We start from the raw sequence: 16470 nt of genomic DNA, 5'->3' as shown, positions 1-16470 counted from the left end.
TGCCGACCGTGAAGACGGCAATCATATTCGACTGCGAGTTTCTCTGCCTTGAGGGGTCGCAACGTCGGTTCTGGTGCGCGGCCCACGATCCAGACCCGGTCATCACGCAGATTGGCGCGGTCAGGCTTGGGCTTGAAGACGGCTTTCCGCTGCTCGGCACACACAAGGCCTATATCAGGCCGATCGACCGGTTTGGCCAGAGATACGCACTCGACTCGTTCTTCACCAAACTGACCGGCATCACCGAAGACAACATCGAGACCGAGGGGGTCGCGCTGGGAGACGCCCTTGCCGACATCAATCGTTTTTCCGACGGGGCGCGATTCTGGTCCTGGGGCAAAGACGAACTGAACATGATCGCCATCAGCTGCTATGTCGCAGGCATTCAGCCTTCCATCCCGGCCACCCGGTTTGACAACGCCGTAAAGCTGCTGATCGCGGCCGGGATGCCTATCGAGAATTTGGCGAGGACGCCGAGCAACAAGCTTGCGGACTATTATGGCGTCGAACACTCGCCGTGGCAGGGACATGACGCACTCGACGACGCGCTGTCCGTAACCTACACCCTGCAGCACCTGTTGAAGACCGGAAAGCTGCGGCCTGATGTCTTCGATCGCCTTTAAGGCAATTCCGTCCGGAATTACGTCAAAGAACACTAGCTTGAAAGAGTCTGGCGGGATTCCAGTGCGCTGAAGCTCAGATCACCGAATCGGTCCAGCGAACGATCTGCTTGGCGGCATCCCCAAACGCGCTGTCGAGCGCGCTGACATAGGCAGGGTTGCCACTGCCCGAAACGGGCGCGGAAGCCGTAAAGCTCTTGGATGCGCGCACCTCGCCGTTGCGGTCGTTGAGGATGCGCACGAACAGGTCGACCTCGGCGTGTTCGCCACCTTCGACGCGCACCTCGAAGGACCGGATCTCGACGATCACCTGGTAATCGATCGCCAGGCCCTCGCCCGGCTTGCCGACACCGGCAAAGCTGCCCGAGCGCTGGAAGGTCTCGGCCAGCCGCGCCTGCACGATCAGCGGCAGGCGGTCGGCCCATTGCGCGCCCTTCAGATACTGGATCGAGCGGTCGGAAGGCTTGATGACGATGTTCTGGCTGTCCAGCGCCTTGAGCGCCGAAGGCTGGGCGATCAGGATTTGTTTGCGGCTGTGGCCATGGGCGTCAACCGACGGCGCCGAAAGCTCGAATGTGTCGAGCGGCGCAGGCTTGCCGCCCAGTACCGCACAGCCGGCAAGCGATAGCGCAAGCAGCGCCGCAGCCGGTGTCAATCCACCCGTCCTCACCCACACCGACTTCACGCGCGATCCCCGTTGTCCCCGGATCGTAAGATCAACCCGCATCCGCAGCTCATGTTCTTGGGGCGCGCCGAAGCCGAAGTCAACGCCGCGCCCTGCCATCGAATTGCCGAACCTCGCCGTCGCCACCCGAAAGAATGCGTTGCGGATTGCGGCTGAGATCCGTGACCGCCTCCTCGATGCGGCTGATCGAGCGGCGGCTGTCCTGTACGAGCGCCTCGACGTTCGACAGGCCCTGGCCCGAGAAGCGCGCCAGATTGTCGGTGATGACGCCAAGCCGCGCATTCAACGTATCGGCGACCTGCTTGAACGACTTCAGCGTATCCCTGGCGTCGGCCATCACGCCATCGGCCTGCCCCGACCCGAGCAAGGTATCGACCTTGGCGAGGATGCCGTCGACACGCACCGAGGCGTCGTTGAGCCGCTGCGCCAGTTGCTTGGCGTCCTTGATCGTCTGATCGATATCGTCGGCGCGGTTGGCGAACTTTTCGGTCACCACGGCGATGTCGGCGGCGGCCTTGTTGGCGTTTTCGCTGGCCTTCTGGATGTTGGCCAGAGCCGCACGCACCTGCGCCGGGTCGACACCGTCCAGCACGCCGTCGACCTTGGCCAGCGTGCCTTGCGTCTGCTTGGCGAAATCATTGACGGATCCGACCGCGGTGTCGACATTCTTGATCACGCCGTCGAGTTGTTGCGATGTTTGCTTGAGGTTCGCGGTCACCGTATCGACATTGGCGACGATGCTCTTGATCTTGTCCCTGTCGACGGCATTGAGCAGGCCTTCCGCCGCCTTCAGCGTGCCGTCGAGCTTGCCGGACACGCCCTTCAGTTCGTCGGACAGCGCGCTGACGCTGGACAGGAACTTGTCGATGCCGTCGGAATTCTTGGCCAGCGCGTCGGAGAATGTCTGCACGTTCTGGACAGTCTGCGTCAGCGGCCCGCGAACATCCTTGGTGAAGCCCTCGAGTTCGGTCAGCACCTTGTCGGCACGTGTGAAGATGTTCTGCGCCGTCTGCAGCAGGTTGGTCACGGCCGAGGGGTTGGCGACAATCTCGGCCACCTTGCCTTCCTTCTCGGCCTGGTCGAGAAGTTTGACTTCCTTAGGATCGGCACCCTTGAGTTCGATATTCGCCTGGCCGGTGAGGTTGGCAAGGCCGAGATCGGCCTGCGTCGACTTGGTGATCGGTGTCAGCCGGTCGACTTGGGTGTCGGCGATGGCGACCGTCGGATTGTCGAGGTCGAGATAGACGCGTTTGACCACACCGACCTTGACGCCGTTGAACAGCACCAGACTGCCTGGGCCGAGGCCGGAAGCCGAACCCGGAATGCGCACGCGCAGCAACGTGGTCTCGCCCCTGTCGCCGATCGCGGCAGTCCAATAGACGAAGGCGAACGCCGCCAGGATCGCAACCAGCGTGAAAATGCCGACAATGACGTAGTTGGCTCTGGTTTCCATCGTCCCACTTATGGCTATGCGCGCGCCGCAAGATCAAGTTGCCGGGCGCGTTTTCCGCGGAAATAGGATTTCACCCACGGTTCCTCGCTCTTCAGCATGTCGTCGATAGTGCCCTCGACCAATACTTTCTTCTTGCCCAGCACTGCCACGTGGTCGCAAGCGGTAAACAGCGTATCGAGGTCGTGCGTCACCATATAGACGGTCAGGTCCATCGTATCGCGCAGCTTGACCACCAGTTCGTCGAACTCCGCCGCGCTGATCGGATCGAGGCCGGACGTCGGTTCGTCGAGAAAGACGATGTCCGGATCGAGCGCCAGGGCGCGCGCTAGTGCGGCGCGCTTGATCATGCCGCCCGACAGCTCGGAGGGAAATTTCTGCGCCGCATCAGGCGGCAGGCCGACCAGTTCGATCTTGAGCAACGCCAGCTCATCCATCAACTTTTTCGGCAGGTCGAGATATTCGCGCATCGGCACCTGGACGTTTTCCTGCACGGTCAGGGCCGAAAACAGCGCGCCATGCTGGAACAGCACGCCAAGCCGCATGTCGACGCGAAGGCGTTCCATGTCGCTCGCCTTATCGACATCGACGCCGAACAACTTGATCGTTCCGGATTGCTTGCGCAGCAGGCCAAGGATGGTACGTAAAAGCACCGATTTGCCAGCGCCCGAGGCGCCGACAAAGCCCAGGATCTCGCCGCGTCTGATATCGAGCGAAAGTTTGTCGAGGATCAGCTTTCCGTCGATAGCAACGGTGACGTCGCGCACCGAAAGGACGATTTCGTTCTCGTCCACTTCCGTCATTTTGATGCCATTGCCCTTCGCCATCTGTCAGAACGCGATCGCTGCGTAGAAGATGGCGAAAAGCCCATCCAGGATGATGACGACGAAGATCGACTTCACCACCGAGGCGGTCACGTGCTGGCCGAGCGATTCGGCGCTGCCGCCGACCTTCATGCCTTCGACCGAGGCGATCGTGCCGATGATCATGGCCATGAAAGGCGCCTTGATCAGGCCGGCAAAAATGGTGCTGAGGTCGATGGCGATACGAAGCCGGTCAATAAACGCCGCTGGTGTAATGCCGGAATAGAGCCAGGCGGCGGCCATACCGCCGCCAAGCGCCGCGAAATTGGCGATGATGGTCAGGCAAGGCAGCGCGATGACAAGCGCGACCAGCCGCGGAAACACCAGAACGCCGATCGGGTTGAGGCCGATAACCTTCAGCGCGTCGACCTCCTCGCGCATCTTCATCGAGCCGATCTCGGCGGTGATCGCGCTGCCGGAGCGGCCGGCGATCATGATTGCCGTCATCAGCACGCCGAGTTCGCGCAGGATCAGCACGCCGACCAGATCGACGACAAGGAGGTCGGCACCGAAATAGCTGAGCTGGTAGGCGCCCTGCTGGGCAACGATGGCGCCGACGATCGCCGACATCAGCACCACCACCGGGATGGCGCCGACGCCCATGCGATCGATCTGGTTGAAGATCGCCGCCGGGTTGACGGCATGGCCACGGCCGAGCTTCATCTGCGCGCCACGGATGGTAGCGCCCAAAATATTCATCGACGCGAGGAAATCATCGCGCATCTCATAGACGCGCCGGCCAACCGCCTCCAGGGCGCGAATGACGATGTTGGGTGGTCGTGCCGGTGCGGATTCGGGCTCGCGCCGGACGGCTTCGCTGACCGCATCGAGCAGGATGGAAGCGATCTCGCTTTGGCCTTGCAGCCGGACCTCGACATTCTTCTTCTCGAAGGCGCTGACCAGCCGGTCGATCAACCAGGCACCGGCGGTGTCGATCTTCTCGATTTTCGAAAGATCAAGCGCCAAGGTCTTGAAACCGCTTCGTTTCTCGATTTTGCGCATGTCGGCGTCGATCAGCGCCACGGTCCGTGTCGTCCAGATTCCGGAGAACGCGCAGCCGAGAACGCCGCCCTCCTCGCCGACCGCCACGTGTGGTTGGTGGTCAGCCTCCGAGGCGGTCGTACCGCTTGCGTCGCGCTTGCCGATGGTCAACATGGCGTCCTGTTTAGCCTGACGGGTCTGACCTGTCGATTTGCCGACCACGCTTGTCGCATAGCCGGAGCAGAAAAATATGGCGCGTGTCATTTCGGTTGAGGCCGAGCGTTTTCCCATCGCCGGCACCTTCACCATTTCGCGCGGCTCCAAGACTGAGGCCGAGGTCATCACCTGCACGATCGGCGGAAACGGGCATGTCGGCCGCGGCGAGTGTGTTCCCTACAAGCGCTATGGCGAGACCATGGACGGCGTGCACGCCGCAATCGAGGCAATGCGCGACCAGCTCGCCGGCGGCATCGACCGGATCGCCCTGCTCGACGCAATGCCGGCGGGAGCCGCACGTAACGCCGTCGATTGTGCCCTCTGGGACCTTGACGCCAAGATCAGCGGCAACCCGGTGGCGAACGCAATCTGGCCGGCCCCGCTGCGTCGGCTCGAAACCGCCTACACACTGTCGCTCGGTGAACCCGAGGCGATGGCGGCACAGGCCCGTGCCAATGCGGACCGTCCGCTGCTGAAGGTCAAGATCGGCGGCGACAACGACATCGCCCGAATCCAGGCGGTGAGACAGGCCGCGCCTCAGAGCCGAATCATTCTTGATGCCAATGAGGGCTGGACCGACGACAACATCGTCGCAAACCTCGCTTTCGCTGCGGAGCAAGGCATTGCGCTCATCGAACAGCCGCTGCCCGCTGGCCAGGACGAAATCCTGCGCCACATCGCGCATCCGGTGCCGATCTGTGCCGACGAAAGCGTGCATGAGGCGAAGAACCTGGAAGCGCTGGTCGGCCTTTACGATGCCGTCAACATCAAGCTCGACAAGTCGGGGGGCCTCACGGCGGCGCTTGTGCTGCGTGACCGCGCCCGCGAGCTGGGTTTTGGCGTCATGGTCGGTTGCATGGTCGGCACATCGCTGGCGATGGCCCCGGCGGTCCTGCTCGCCCAGGACGCAGATTTCGTCGACCTTGACGGTCCGCTGCTACTTGCCCGCGACCGTGTGCCCGGCCTCGTCTACCAGGGCTCGCTTGTCTCCCCTCCGGACCGGGCGCTTTGGGGCTGAGCGCGCGGCAAGCCCGATCAGCACGAGGCCGACGATCGCGATCGGGATCATCACCAGGAAACCATCGACGCCGAGACGGTCATAGAGCGGGCCGGAAGCAAGCGTAACGGCGGCCATGAAGAAGCCGTTGAAGAAATAGGCGATGCCTTGCGCGGCACCCGTGCGCTCTTCGGACACGGTCTCAGCGATCATTTTCTGCAGGCCGATGAGCACCATTGCGACAGACACCGAATGCAGCGACTGCACGGCGAAGAATCCTGGGATGCCAAGGCCGAGCGGCCACACCAGTGGAAAGATGATCCAGCGCACGATCGACCCGATGCCGGCGATCACCATCACCCTGACGACGGACACGGAGGCGAAAATGCGATTGAAAAACAAAAACATGCAGACTTCGGACACGACACCCCATGCCCATAGAAGGCCGACGACGGAATCGCCGATGCCGATCGATTTCCAGTAGATGGAAACGAAACCGTACAGAAAGGCGTGGCTGGCGGTAATGATGCCGACGCCGAAGGTGAAGTAGAGGAAATAGGCATTGAACAGGCTCGGCGCCGCATGCTGGATTTCCGCCGCCGACAGCGGCGAGGCCTTGCGTGGCCGCCCCATGCGCGGTGCGAACAGGGCAGCGGCAAGCGCTGCGGCGAGCGCCACGAATATGATCACCGGCACGGCTTTGGCCCCGGCCCCCGCCAGGATAAAGCCACCCACGACATTGGCGCAGAGATAGGAGATCGAGCCCCATTTGCGCATGGCGGTGTAGTTCGAGCCGAAGCGGCGCACCCCGGACAAGGCCAGCGAATCGGCCATTGGCGAATGCGGTGTCCAGACGATCGTCAAAAGCAGCGATACGGCCAGCACGATCGCGTAGGTTGCCGGCAGGAAATAGCCGGCCGAAATGACCATCGTTGCCGCGACCAGCGCGATATAGACGTTGGCGCGGTCCTTCGCCCGGTCGGCAAGCGCCGTCAGCATGGGCGTCGTCACAACGCGCAGGAACATCGGCGCGGCAAGGATCACGGCGATCTGTTCGGCGCCGAAACCTTTCGCCTGCAGCCAGAGCGGAAAATAGGGCAGATGCGTGCCTTGCGACACAAACAATGTCGCGAAAATCAGACTCATGCGCAGTTCGAAATGGCGCGGCTTGACGAGCTGTTCTGGCGAAAGCGGCGGCAGGGACATGAATCGATCCAATTACGCCGCGCTCTATCGGCTGGCGACGTAGATCGATCCCTTAACATGGCGGAAAACCAGACGAAACCGGCTGGACTAATCGATTGACGCTTAAAGTCGTCGCGACCTTCGTGTCAGGCCGCCTGCCCTACTCGGTCTTCGATGAGCATGGGGATGAACGGTTCGTCCAGCGATTCCGGCAGCACCTGCGCCCAGGTCAGGATTTCCATCCGGCCATCGAAGTGCTCGACCACGGCCGTACAGCTTTCCACCCAGTCCCCGGTGTTGATGTAGCGCACGTCATCGAAATTCTCGATCGCCGCGTGGTGGATATGGCCGCAGATGACGCCGTCGACATGCGAGCGGCGGGCTTCCTCGGTCAGCACGGTCTGGAATGAGCCGATGAAGTTGACCGCCTTCTTGACCTTGACCTTGGCCCAGGACGAGAACGACCAGTAAGGCAGGCCGAGCAATTGCCGCAGCCGAGTCACCACGCGGTTGACGATCATCGCCGCGTCATAGGCATGATCGCCGAGATAGGCGAGCCAGCGCTGGTTGTGGACGACGGTGTCGAACTGGTCGCCATGGATGACAAGCAGGCGTTTGCCGTCGGCCGTCTCATGGATGGCGCGGTCGGCGACGACGATGCCGCCGAAATGCACGCCCTGGAACTGGCGGGCGAATTCGTCGTGATTGCCGGCGATATAGGTGATGTTGGCGCCCTTGCGCGCCTTGCGCAGCAATTTCTGCACCACGTCATTATGGCTTTGCGGCCAGTGCCAGCTCCGCCGCAGCCGCCAGCCATCGACGATATCACCGACCAGATAGATGATGTCGGCGTCGTGGTAGCGCAGGAAATCGATCAGGAATTCGGCCTTCGCCGCCTTCGAGCCGAGATGGACATCGGAAATGAACATGCTGCGGAAAGTGCGGGGCTCTTGGCCTGACATCGCGATTTCACCCTTGCTTTCGCGCAGCCTATGCCCCGATTCATGCAACAACCGTATGACGGTTGCGATTGGTCCAGCCTAAGGACTAGCTTGCCGGCCAAATCACAGGAGAAATCGTCATGGATCTCGGTATCAGCGGAAAGAAGGCCATCGTCTGCGCTTCGAGCAAGGGCCTTGGAAAAGGCTGCGCCATGGCGCTGGCCGAGGCCGGTTGCGATATCGTCGTCAACGGCCGCAATGCCGAACTGGTGGCCAAAACCGCCGCGGAGCTGCGCGGGCGCTATGGCGTCACGGTGACGGAAGTCGTCGGCGACGTTTCGAAGCCCGAGGTGCAGAAGGCGCTGCTCGCCGCCTGTCCGGAACCCGACATCCTGGTCAACAACAATGGCGGCCCGCCGCTGCGCGATTTCCGCGAACTCGACCGCGCGAAAATCCTTGAAGGCGTCACCCAGAACATGGTGACGCCGATCGAACTGGTGCAGGCCGTTCTCGACGGCATGGCCAAGCGCGGCTTCGGCCGCATCGTCAACATCACCTCGCTGTCGGTTTATGTCCCCATCCCCGGCCTCGATCTGTCGTCCGGCGCGCGCGCCGGCCTGACCTCGTTCCTCGCCGGCGTGGCGCGAACGGTGATCGACCGCAACGTCACCATCAACAGTCTCTTGCCGGGCAAGCTCGACACCGATCGCCTGCGCGGCCCGCACGAGGCCGGCACCGTCGAGGACCCCGCCGCGGCCACGGCACGCAAGACCCGCATCAGTGCCGATGTGCCGGCCAAGCGGCTCGGTACGCCAGAGGAATTCGGCCAGATCTGCGCCTTCCTCTGCTCGGTTCATGCCGGCTACCTGACCGGGCAGAACATACCGGTCGACGGCGGTCTCTACGTCAGCGCCTTCTGACCGAAAGGCCGGCGAAACGGCAGGACTCATTTGGCATGAAACAGCCGTAAGCATCTGACATCCAATGATTTTCGACGCGCCGCGGCTTAAAGCTGTCGGCGCGTCAATTAGCGTCGCGAAAAACCTTGGCCGCATGCTAAAAGGACTCTCGAAGCAGGTTTCGAGGGAGCGGCCGCATGGAAGGTGAGAACAAGAAAACGGCACGTTCGGACCTCGACGAAGCCGCCCTTTACTTCCACAAGCACCCGACGCCGGGAAAGCTCGAGATCCAGGCGACAAAGCCGCTCGGCAACCAGCGCGACCTAGCGCTTGCCTATTCGCCCGGCGTGGCCGCCCCTTGCCTCGAAATCCGCGACAATCCGGCAACCGCCGCCGACTATACGGCGCGCGCAAACCTCGTCGGTGTCGTCTCCAATGGCTCGGCCGTGCTCGGCCTCGGCAATATCGGCCCGTTGGCCTCCAAGCCGGTCATGGAAGGCAAGGCGGTCCTGTTCAAGAAGTTCGCCGGCATCGACGTCTTCGACATCGAGATCGACGCCCCCGGGATCGAACGCATGGTCGAGACGATCTCGGCGCTGGAGCCGACCTTCGGCGGCATCAACCTCGAGGACATCAAGGCGCCGGAGTGTTTCGAGGTCGAGGAACAGCTCAAGGCGCGCATGAAGATACCGGTTTTCCACGACGACCAGCATGGCACCGCCATCATCGTCGCCGCCGCCGTGCTCAACGGTCTGGAATTCGCCGGCAAGACCATATCGGATATCAAGGTCGTCACGTCCGGCGCGGGTGCGGCCGCCTTGGCTTGCCTCAACCTTCTGGTCTCGCTTGGCGTACGCGTCGAAAACATCTGGGTCACCGACCGCTTCGGCGTTGCTTACAAAGGCCGCGTCGATGAGATGGATCGCTGGAAAGACCCCTATGTCAAGGACACCGAGGCGCGCACGCTGGCCGATGTCATCCCCGGCGCCGACGTGTTCCTCGGCCTCTCCGCCGCAGGCGTGCTGAAGCCGGAACTGCTGCAGTATATGGCGCCAAAACCGCTGATCCTGGCACTGGCCAACCCCAATCCGGAGATCATGCCGGAAGAGGCGCGCGCGGCGCGCCCCGATGCCATGATCTGCACCGGCCGGTCCGATTTTCCCAATCAGGTCAACAATGTCCTGTGCTTTCCCTACATCTTCCGTGGCGCGCTCGATTGCGGCGCCAGCGCCATCAACGAAGAGATGAAGATGGCGGCTGTGCGGGCCATCGCCGCCCTTGCCCGCGAAGAGCCTTCGGACGTCGCCGCACGCGCCTATTCGGGCGAGACGCCGATCTTCGGACCCGAATTCCTGATCCCCTCGCCCTTCGATCCCAGGCTCATCCTGCGCATCGCGCCGGCCGTTGCCAAGGCAGCCTGCGACACCGGTGTGGCCACGCGGCCGATCACCGACTTCGCCGCCTATATCGACAAGCTCAACCGTTTCGTCTTCCGCTCCGGCCTGGTGATGAAGCCGGTGTTCTCGTCCGCCAAGGCATCGAGCGCCAAGCGCGTCATCTACGCCGATGGCGAGGATGAGCGCGTGCTGCGCGCCGCCCAGGTGGTGCTCGAGGAAGGCATTGCCGAGCCGATCCTGATCGGCCGTCCGCATGTCATCGAGGTCAGGCTGAAACGCTATGGGCTGCGCATCAAGCCGGGCGTCGATTTCGGCCTGATCAACCCGGAGGACGATCCGCGCTACCGCCACTATGTCGACCTGCTGATCGAACTCGCCGGCCGGCGCGGCGTGACGACGGAGGCAGCGCGCACCATGGTGCGCACCGACAACACGGTGATCGCGGCACTTGCTTTGAAGCGCGGCGATGCCGACGCCATGGTCTGCGGCCTCGAAGGGCGCTTCGAGCGGCATCTGCGCAACGTCACGCTGATCATCGGGCCGCGCGCTGGCATCAAGGATTATGATTTGTCGACGCTGTCGATGCTGATCTCGCAGCGCGGCATCATCTTTCTCACCGACACCCACGTCTCCGTCGACCCGACAGCCGAGGAGATCGCCGAGATGACCGTGCTGGCGGCCGAGGAAATCCAGCGCTTCGGCATCGAGCCGAAGGCGGCCCTTCTGTCGCATTCGGATTTCGGCTCGCGCGATTCGCCAAGCGCGCTCAAGATGCGGCAGGCGGCAGCGATCCTGGCGCGCATCGCACCTGAACTGCAGTGCGACGGCGAAATGCATGCCGATTCCGCGCTGTCGGAGCATCTGCGCCAGCGCGTCTATCCGCATTCGCGCCTGAAGGGCGAAGCCAATTTGCTGGTGTTCCCGAACCTCGATTCGGCCAACATCACGCTGACGGCGCTGCGCGCCATGATGGATGCGCTGCATGTCGGACCGATCCTGCTCGGCACCGACATGCCGGCGCACATACTGACGCCCTCGGTCACCTCGCGCGGTGTCGTCAACATGACGGCCCTGGCCGTGGTCGAGGCCGCGCACAAGGCGCAGGCGATCGCCAATCTGGACTAGGACGGCTCCTGCGGGTTCGGCTTGCCCTGCAGGGCAGCTTGCCTAATTTGCCAGGCAATCATCTCGTTCCAAAACCGAGGTGTTGCCCGTCAGCAACTTGCGATTGCGGAAATTCGGCGTTGGCAGGACGCGGATTTCGCAGGGAGTGCCGAGCTGATATGGTTGCGCATCTGATGTGACGGCGAGGACGTCGTGAAAAGCCTGTTGCTTGCATCCGCATTGCTGCCGCTGATCGGCGGACAAGCTCTGGCCGCGGACGCCATCAGTGCCGAGCCCGCAACCGTTCACGACTGGTCCGGCGTCTATGTCGGCGGGCAGATTGGTTACGGTTTCGGCAGGACCGATGCGGCTTACAATTTGCCGAACACCCCGACAATCCGGGGTTCGCAGAACTATGATACCGATGGTTTTCTGGGCGGCGTTCAGCTCGGCTACAACTACCAGATCAACTCCACTGTTCTCGGTGTCGAGGCCGATTTTTCCGGAGCCGACATCAAGGGCCACTCCGACGAGATTCATGTCGGCGGAGGCGATACTTACGACACCAAGGTCGACTGGTTTGGAACGCTGCGCGCCAGGGCAGGCTATGCGTTCGATCGCACCCTGATCTACGGCACCGGTGGGCTGGCATTCGGAAGCGTCGAAAACCGGTATCTCGACGGTCCCCTGGACAGCTTTTCCGAGAAGAACACCAAGGTCGGCTGGACCGTTGGCGCCGGACTCGAGCAAGCGATCTCGGACCATTGGTCGGCGAAGTTCGAATATCAGTATGTCGACTTGCGGGACCAGACCATCGACTATGCCCCGAACTCCAACACCACGTTCGACAACACGTTCAACGCGGTCAAGATCGGCATGAACTACAAGTTCTGACGATCGGCTGCGGCAGGCCGGTCCTGATCCGCTGTCGCTTGAATGATCAAACCCTGAGCGTTGCCACGATTTAAGGCATCAATCCGATGGTGGCGACTTTCGGCCAACCGCCGAACCGCATCCGAAATAGACGATTAACCGCGAACGGGGTAGCTTGGCGACCACAGGCAAGCGGGATTGAGGCGGATGACAAGCGGAGGGTTCAAGCGGGCGCATGCTGCCATGCTGCTTGGCCTCCTGCTGGCCGGCACCACCATCACCGAGCCACAGGCCGCCTCGCGCGTCTGCCGTCAGTTGGAGGCCGATCTTGCCGCAGCCTCGCGCGGCGGTGGCGGTGGCCCGGCAATGGTCCGGAAATACGATGCCGCGATCGACCGGCAGCGCGAACAGATCTCAAAGGCCCGCGGCCAGGCGAACAGTGCCGGTTGCGGGTTTTCGCTGTTCTCCCGCAACATCAACCAATGCGCCGGGCTCAACGCCACGATCGACCGCATGAACGCCAATCTCGACAGTCTGCAGGCCAAGCGTGCCCTGCTCGCCGGCAGCGGCTCACGCCGCGACCGTGGCCGCATCCTGGCGGCGCTCGATGCCAATGGCTGCCGCGACGACACGGTTGCGCCACGCCGCGCACCACTGCAGGAAGCAGACCGTGGCGAAGAAGACGGCAACGCAAACCTGTTCGACCAGCTTTTCGGCAACGACAGCCAGCCGAGCGACACGCTTGACCAGCCGGAGGACCCCGGCGAGGAACGCAATGTCCGCCGCGTCCTGAACCTGCCCGGCATTCCGGACTTTCCGAGCACCGGCGGCGAGTTCCACACCACCTGCGTGCGCACTTGCGACGGCTATTTCTTTCCGATGTCGAACGCAGCCTCGGTCGGCGACTTCGAGCGCGACCAGAAGAATTGCGAATCGAGCTGCCCCGGCACCGAGATGCAGGTCTTCTATTCGCGCGGCATGGACGACGATTCGGCCTCGATGACGTCGTCGGTTACCGGCAAGCCTTACAGCGAATTGCCGACCGCCTATCTCTACAAGCAATCCAACATGTCGCGGCCGCCGGCTTGCGGCTGCAACGCCGCACAGAACTTCCAGATCATTGGCGGTAACCCGCCGACCCCATCGCAGTCGCAGCCCGAAACGAATGCGGCACCGTTCGTTCCCGTGCCGGTCTCCAAGCCCGATCCGGGCGCCGACCCGGAAACGCTGGCCAATATGGAAGGCGGGCTCGACCGCGAGGCCATCAAGCGGCTTTCCGCCAAGCCGGTGACGTCGCCCGTGTCCGCACTGCCGCCGGAGCAGCGAAAGGTCAGGGTCGTCGGGCCAACGTTCCTTCCCGACCCATCAGCGGCAATAAATCTGCAAGCTCCGGCCCCGAAGGCAGTCCAGTAAGCGCAAGCCTCAGCGGCATGAACAGCGCCTTGCCCTTGCGCCCGGTCGCTTCCCTGATCTTGCCGGTCCAATCCTTCCAGACCGTGCCGGTCCAAGGCTCTTCAGGCAGCAGATCGAACGCATGTCCGAGGAACTCACGATCATCATCGGAGAACTCCGGTCTGTCCTGCGGCCCCTCGCGCAGGATGCGCCACCAGCCCACTGCATCGGCAAGCCGGTCGAGATTGCCGCGCACCGCCAGCCAGAACGGCTCGGCCTGTTCGCCGGAGATGCCCAGCACCATCAGCCTGTCCCGTGCCTCGTCGAACGGCATATGGTGCAGCAGCACGCGGTTGAGCACGAACAGTTCGTCCGGATCGAACTTGGCCGATGATTTTGAGGTCGCGGCGGGGTCGAAATGGCCGGCGAGTTCGGTCAAATCATGCGCGGCCGCGACATTCTCCGAGGTGCCGACCAGCACGGCCAGTGAAGCGACGGCCATCGGCTCGATGCCATCCTCGCGCAGGCTTTCGATGGAGAGCGCGCCGGTGCGCTTCGACAGCCCCTCGCCCGAGACGGTGGTCAAAAGATTGTGGTGGCCGAAGACGGGCGGCTCGGCGCCCAGCGCCTTGAACAAGGCAATCTGCACGCCGGTGTTGGTGACATGGTCGTCACCGCGGATGACATGGCTGACGCCCATCTCGATGTCATCGACGACAGACGGCAGCGTGTAGAGATAGGTGCCGTCCTCTCGCACCAGGACCGGGTCGGACAGCGACGCCAGATCGACCGTTTCCTCGCCGCGCACCAGATCGTTCCAGTGGACCTCGGTGCGCTCCGGCTGCTGCGCATCGCCGGTGAAATTGGGCAACAGGAAGCGCCAGTGCGGCCGGCGCCCGTCAGCCTGGTATTCGGCCACCTGCTCTGGCGTCAGCGCCAGCGCCTCGCGGCCATAGACCGGCGGCAGGCCGCGCGTACGGCGCACTTTTCGCCTGAGATCGAGTTCTTCCGGGGTTTCGTAGCAGGCGTAGAGAACGCCCGCCGCCTTCAGCCGCTCGACCGCCGTGTCATGGGCCTCGAAGCGTCGCGACTGATACTCGGTGGCATCGGGAAAAATGCCCAGCCAGTGCAGATCGTAGAGGATGGCGTCGGCGAACTCCTGCTTCGAGCGGGCTATGTCGGTGTCATCGAAGCGCTGGATGAAGCGGCCCTTGTTGTTGAGCGCAAACAGCCAGTTGAACAGAGCGGTGCGCGCATTGCCGATATGGATGCGGCCGGTCGGTGACGGGGCGAAACGAACGGTAACTGTCATGAGCGGGGCGTACCGGATGCTTTTGTGATTGACAAGACGCGCCCCCGCGCCGGTCGGCACACATAGAACATGACGCGGGCAATGAAAAGACTAAGGGCCAAGTGAGGCGCATGGCCCTTGTCCGATCAGATCCGATCGTTGAAGGCGATCAGTGGCCGAAGTCGTCGGAGCTGAGGCGGGTCCAGCGGTCGCCCATCAACCCACCGATGAAGATGTCGCCGGCGCGGACCGCTTGCGTTACCTCGGGGATGCGCGAGCGCACCATCGTCCCCCCGGCATAGCGGAAGAAGACATTCTTGTAGCTGAAGAGTTGGGGCATGAATCTGCTCTGCGTCTGCCCGATGATGCCTGCGCAGCCCATATTCCACGCGTCCGCGATCAGGCTATCCAGCGTTGCGCCCCAGTGAGATCCGGAGGCCTGGATCTGCAACAGGTTCGCGATGCCGCCGGCCTGACCGTAGAAAGCGTAGCAACCGAGCATTTTACCAGCTTCGTCGTAGGTCCCGCCGAAATGAAGGGGGCCATCGGCCCGCTTCTCGCCCGCCAGCGCAAGCAGCCGTGGCAGCTCTTCATCCTGCCAACGCGGCCGAAGCGAGTAATCGGACACGAGGGTCGGCAACCGCTCCGCAAATTGCGCGGCATCCATCGGCTGGCGATGAACCCGGTGTGACGAGGAATGCTGGACAGGCGGCTCGAACCTTTTTCTCGTAAAAGGATCGAATGCCTTGGCGCAAGGATCGAATACAAAGCGAGACAGGCCCGGCCATTTACCGCGCATCACGGCGGAGGCCACCGCGGCCGGGCGGAAAATACGGGTCCATCCCAGACAATGCACCGGCAGGAGCTGGTACTTCATCGGACGCGCGAAAGCCAGCGATACCCGGTTGGCCGAATCGGTCAGATGCAGATCGAATTCGCCTTGATGCACGGCGCGCAGCAATTGCGGTCCGGCCGAGCCGTGATCGGTGCCGGTGTCGGCCATGAGCGGACCGATAATCGCCGCGTTCAATACCGTTCCGTTGAGCTCGTAGCGGGCTTTCAGGACACCGAGGAAGCCACCCAGATCGCCCTGCGGGTTGATCTGGACAAGAGCGTTGCTCGCGCTGGGCTGGCCGACAGGGTCAAGATAGATCCTTCTCATATACTCGGCCGTCTCTTCGATCGCGCGATCGAGGAGGTGACGCCGCCGCCGGCGAAACTTCGTCAGGAAGAGTGCGGCGACGCGCTCGAGATCTTCGGCAGCGAGCGGCCGAACCGAGCCGTGGTGAGTTGCCTGCACCGATGGCGCAGCCACCTTTTCCACACCGGTATTTTCGGAAACAAGACGCATCGTGAAACCTATGGAGGTCGTCTGCCGCAGGGCGAAATCCTGCGCTGATCAATCGGATCCCAGCATATGCGTCGACCGTCTCTGGGTTGCTTGAAGAAAACGTCTATCAATCAATGGTTGAAACAACGTATCTCGATCGACATCTTAAACAAAACATCTCAAAACTCAGCATATGGAAAAGAATTGGATACCGCCTGGCGTCACGGCTTCGCTCGGCCGGCAAAC

General features: G+C 62.6%; 14 protein-coding genes. 6 read left to right on the top strand and 8 right to left on the bottom strand.

The genetic code is table 11. From position 1 onward, the window contains the following. The first annotated feature begins 8 nt into the window (after positions 1-8). Entirely contained in the window at positions 9-623 is a 615-nt protein-coding gene (locus tag DBIPINDM_RS35195) for a 3'-5' exonuclease (protein WP_258583546.1), read from the top strand. Between the two features lie 73 nt (positions 624-696). Here DBIPINDM_RS35195 and DBIPINDM_RS35190 read toward each other — a convergent pair whose 3' ends face one another. Genes DBIPINDM_RS35190 through DBIPINDM_RS35175 form a run of 4 tightly spaced genes read right to left on the bottom strand, consistent with a single transcriptional unit; the run spans position 697 to position 4773 of the window. Then, positions 697-1347 carry an ABC-type transport auxiliary lipoprotein family protein gene (locus DBIPINDM_RS35190; protein WP_258583545.1) on the bottom strand — a complete coding sequence of 217 codons (651 nt, stop codon included), beginning with the start codon at positions 1345-1347 and terminating at the stop codon, positions 697-699. A gap of 37 nt (positions 1348-1384) precedes the next feature. After that, positions 1385-2758, bottom strand: coding sequence for an MCE family protein (locus DBIPINDM_RS35185; protein WP_258583544.1), 1374 nt, complete (start codon positions 2756-2758; stop codon positions 1385-1387). Positions 2759-2772: 14 nt separating this feature from the next. Beyond that, on the bottom strand, positions 2773-3582 hold the full coding sequence (locus tag DBIPINDM_RS35180) for an ABC transporter ATP-binding protein (RefSeq protein WP_258583543.1): 810 nt from the start codon (positions 3580-3582) through the stop codon (positions 2773-2775). A gap of 3 nt (positions 3583-3585) precedes the next feature. After that, entirely contained in the window at positions 3586-4773 is a 1188-nt protein-coding gene (locus tag DBIPINDM_RS35175) for an ABC transporter permease (protein ID WP_258583542.1), read from the bottom strand. Between the two features lie 76 nt (positions 4774-4849). Here DBIPINDM_RS35175 and dgcA point away from each other — a divergent pair, with 76 nt between their 5' ends. Further along, positions 4850-5833 carry an N-acetyl-D-Glu racemase DgcA gene (dgcA, locus tag DBIPINDM_RS35170; protein WP_258583541.1) on the top strand — a complete coding sequence of 328 codons (984 nt, stop codon included), beginning with the start codon at positions 4850-4852 and terminating at the stop codon, positions 5831-5833. Here dgcA and DBIPINDM_RS35165 read toward each other — a convergent pair. Beyond that, on the bottom strand, positions 5753-7018 hold the full coding sequence (locus tag DBIPINDM_RS35165; protein WP_258583540.1) for an MFS transporter: 1266 nt from the start codon (positions 7016-7018) through the stop codon (positions 5753-5755). The genes dgcA and DBIPINDM_RS35165 overlap by 81 nt on opposite strands. Positions 7019-7143: 125 nt before the next feature. Beyond that, the gene (locus DBIPINDM_RS35160) at positions 7144-7959 is read right to left on the bottom strand and encodes a UDP-2,3-diacylglucosamine diphosphatase (RefSeq protein ID WP_258583538.1); all 816 of its coding nucleotides are present in this window, start codon (positions 7957-7959) and stop codon (positions 7144-7146) included. A 119-nt stretch (positions 7960-8078) separates the two neighbouring features. On the opposite strand from DBIPINDM_RS35160, the gene DBIPINDM_RS35155 reads away from it, so the two are divergent. The 4 genes from DBIPINDM_RS35155 to DBIPINDM_RS35140 all read left to right on the top strand — a co-directional run bounded on the left by DBIPINDM_RS35155 (position 8079) and on the right by DBIPINDM_RS35140 (position 13624). Next, positions 8079-8858, top strand: a complete 780-nt coding sequence (locus tag DBIPINDM_RS35155) for an SDR family oxidoreductase (protein ID WP_258583537.1) — start codon at positions 8079-8081, stop codon at positions 8856-8858. A 176-nt stretch (positions 8859-9034) separates the two neighbouring features. Further along, a complete protein-coding gene (locus DBIPINDM_RS35150; RefSeq protein WP_258583536.1) occupies positions 9035-11359 on the top strand; it encodes an NADP-dependent malic enzyme in 2325 nt (774 codons plus the stop codon). A 192-nt stretch (positions 11360-11551) separates the two neighbouring features. Beyond that, positions 11552-12232, top strand: a complete 681-nt coding sequence (locus DBIPINDM_RS35145) for an outer membrane protein (RefSeq protein WP_258583535.1) — start codon at positions 11552-11554, stop codon at positions 12230-12232. A 186-nt stretch (positions 12233-12418) separates the two neighbouring features. Next, positions 12419-13624 carry a DUF2865 domain-containing protein gene (locus DBIPINDM_RS35140; RefSeq protein ID WP_258583534.1) on the top strand — a complete coding sequence of 402 codons (1206 nt, stop codon included), beginning with the start codon at positions 12419-12421 and terminating at the stop codon, positions 13622-13624. Here the strand turns inward: DBIPINDM_RS35140 and DBIPINDM_RS35135 are convergent. Further along, a complete protein-coding gene (locus DBIPINDM_RS35135; RefSeq protein ID WP_258583533.1) occupies positions 13542-14915 on the bottom strand; it encodes a glutamate--tRNA ligase in 1374 nt (457 codons plus the stop codon). The two genes, DBIPINDM_RS35140 and DBIPINDM_RS35135, sit on opposite strands and share 83 nt — an antisense overlap. A gap of 148 nt (positions 14916-15063) precedes the next feature. Then, positions 15064-16245 carry a hypothetical protein gene (locus DBIPINDM_RS35130; protein ID WP_258583532.1) on the bottom strand — a complete coding sequence of 394 codons (1182 nt, stop codon included), beginning with the start codon at positions 16243-16245 and terminating at the stop codon, positions 15064-15066. Positions 16246-16470: the final 225 nt, after the last annotated feature.

This window comes from Mesorhizobium sp. AR02, assembly GCF_024746835.1.
Classification (GTDB): Bacteria; Pseudomonadota; Alphaproteobacteria; order Rhizobiales; family Rhizobiaceae; genus Mesorhizobium.
The sequence above is the reverse complement of the archived record's forward strand: the minus strand, read 5'-3'. Positions and strand labels throughout refer to the sequence as shown.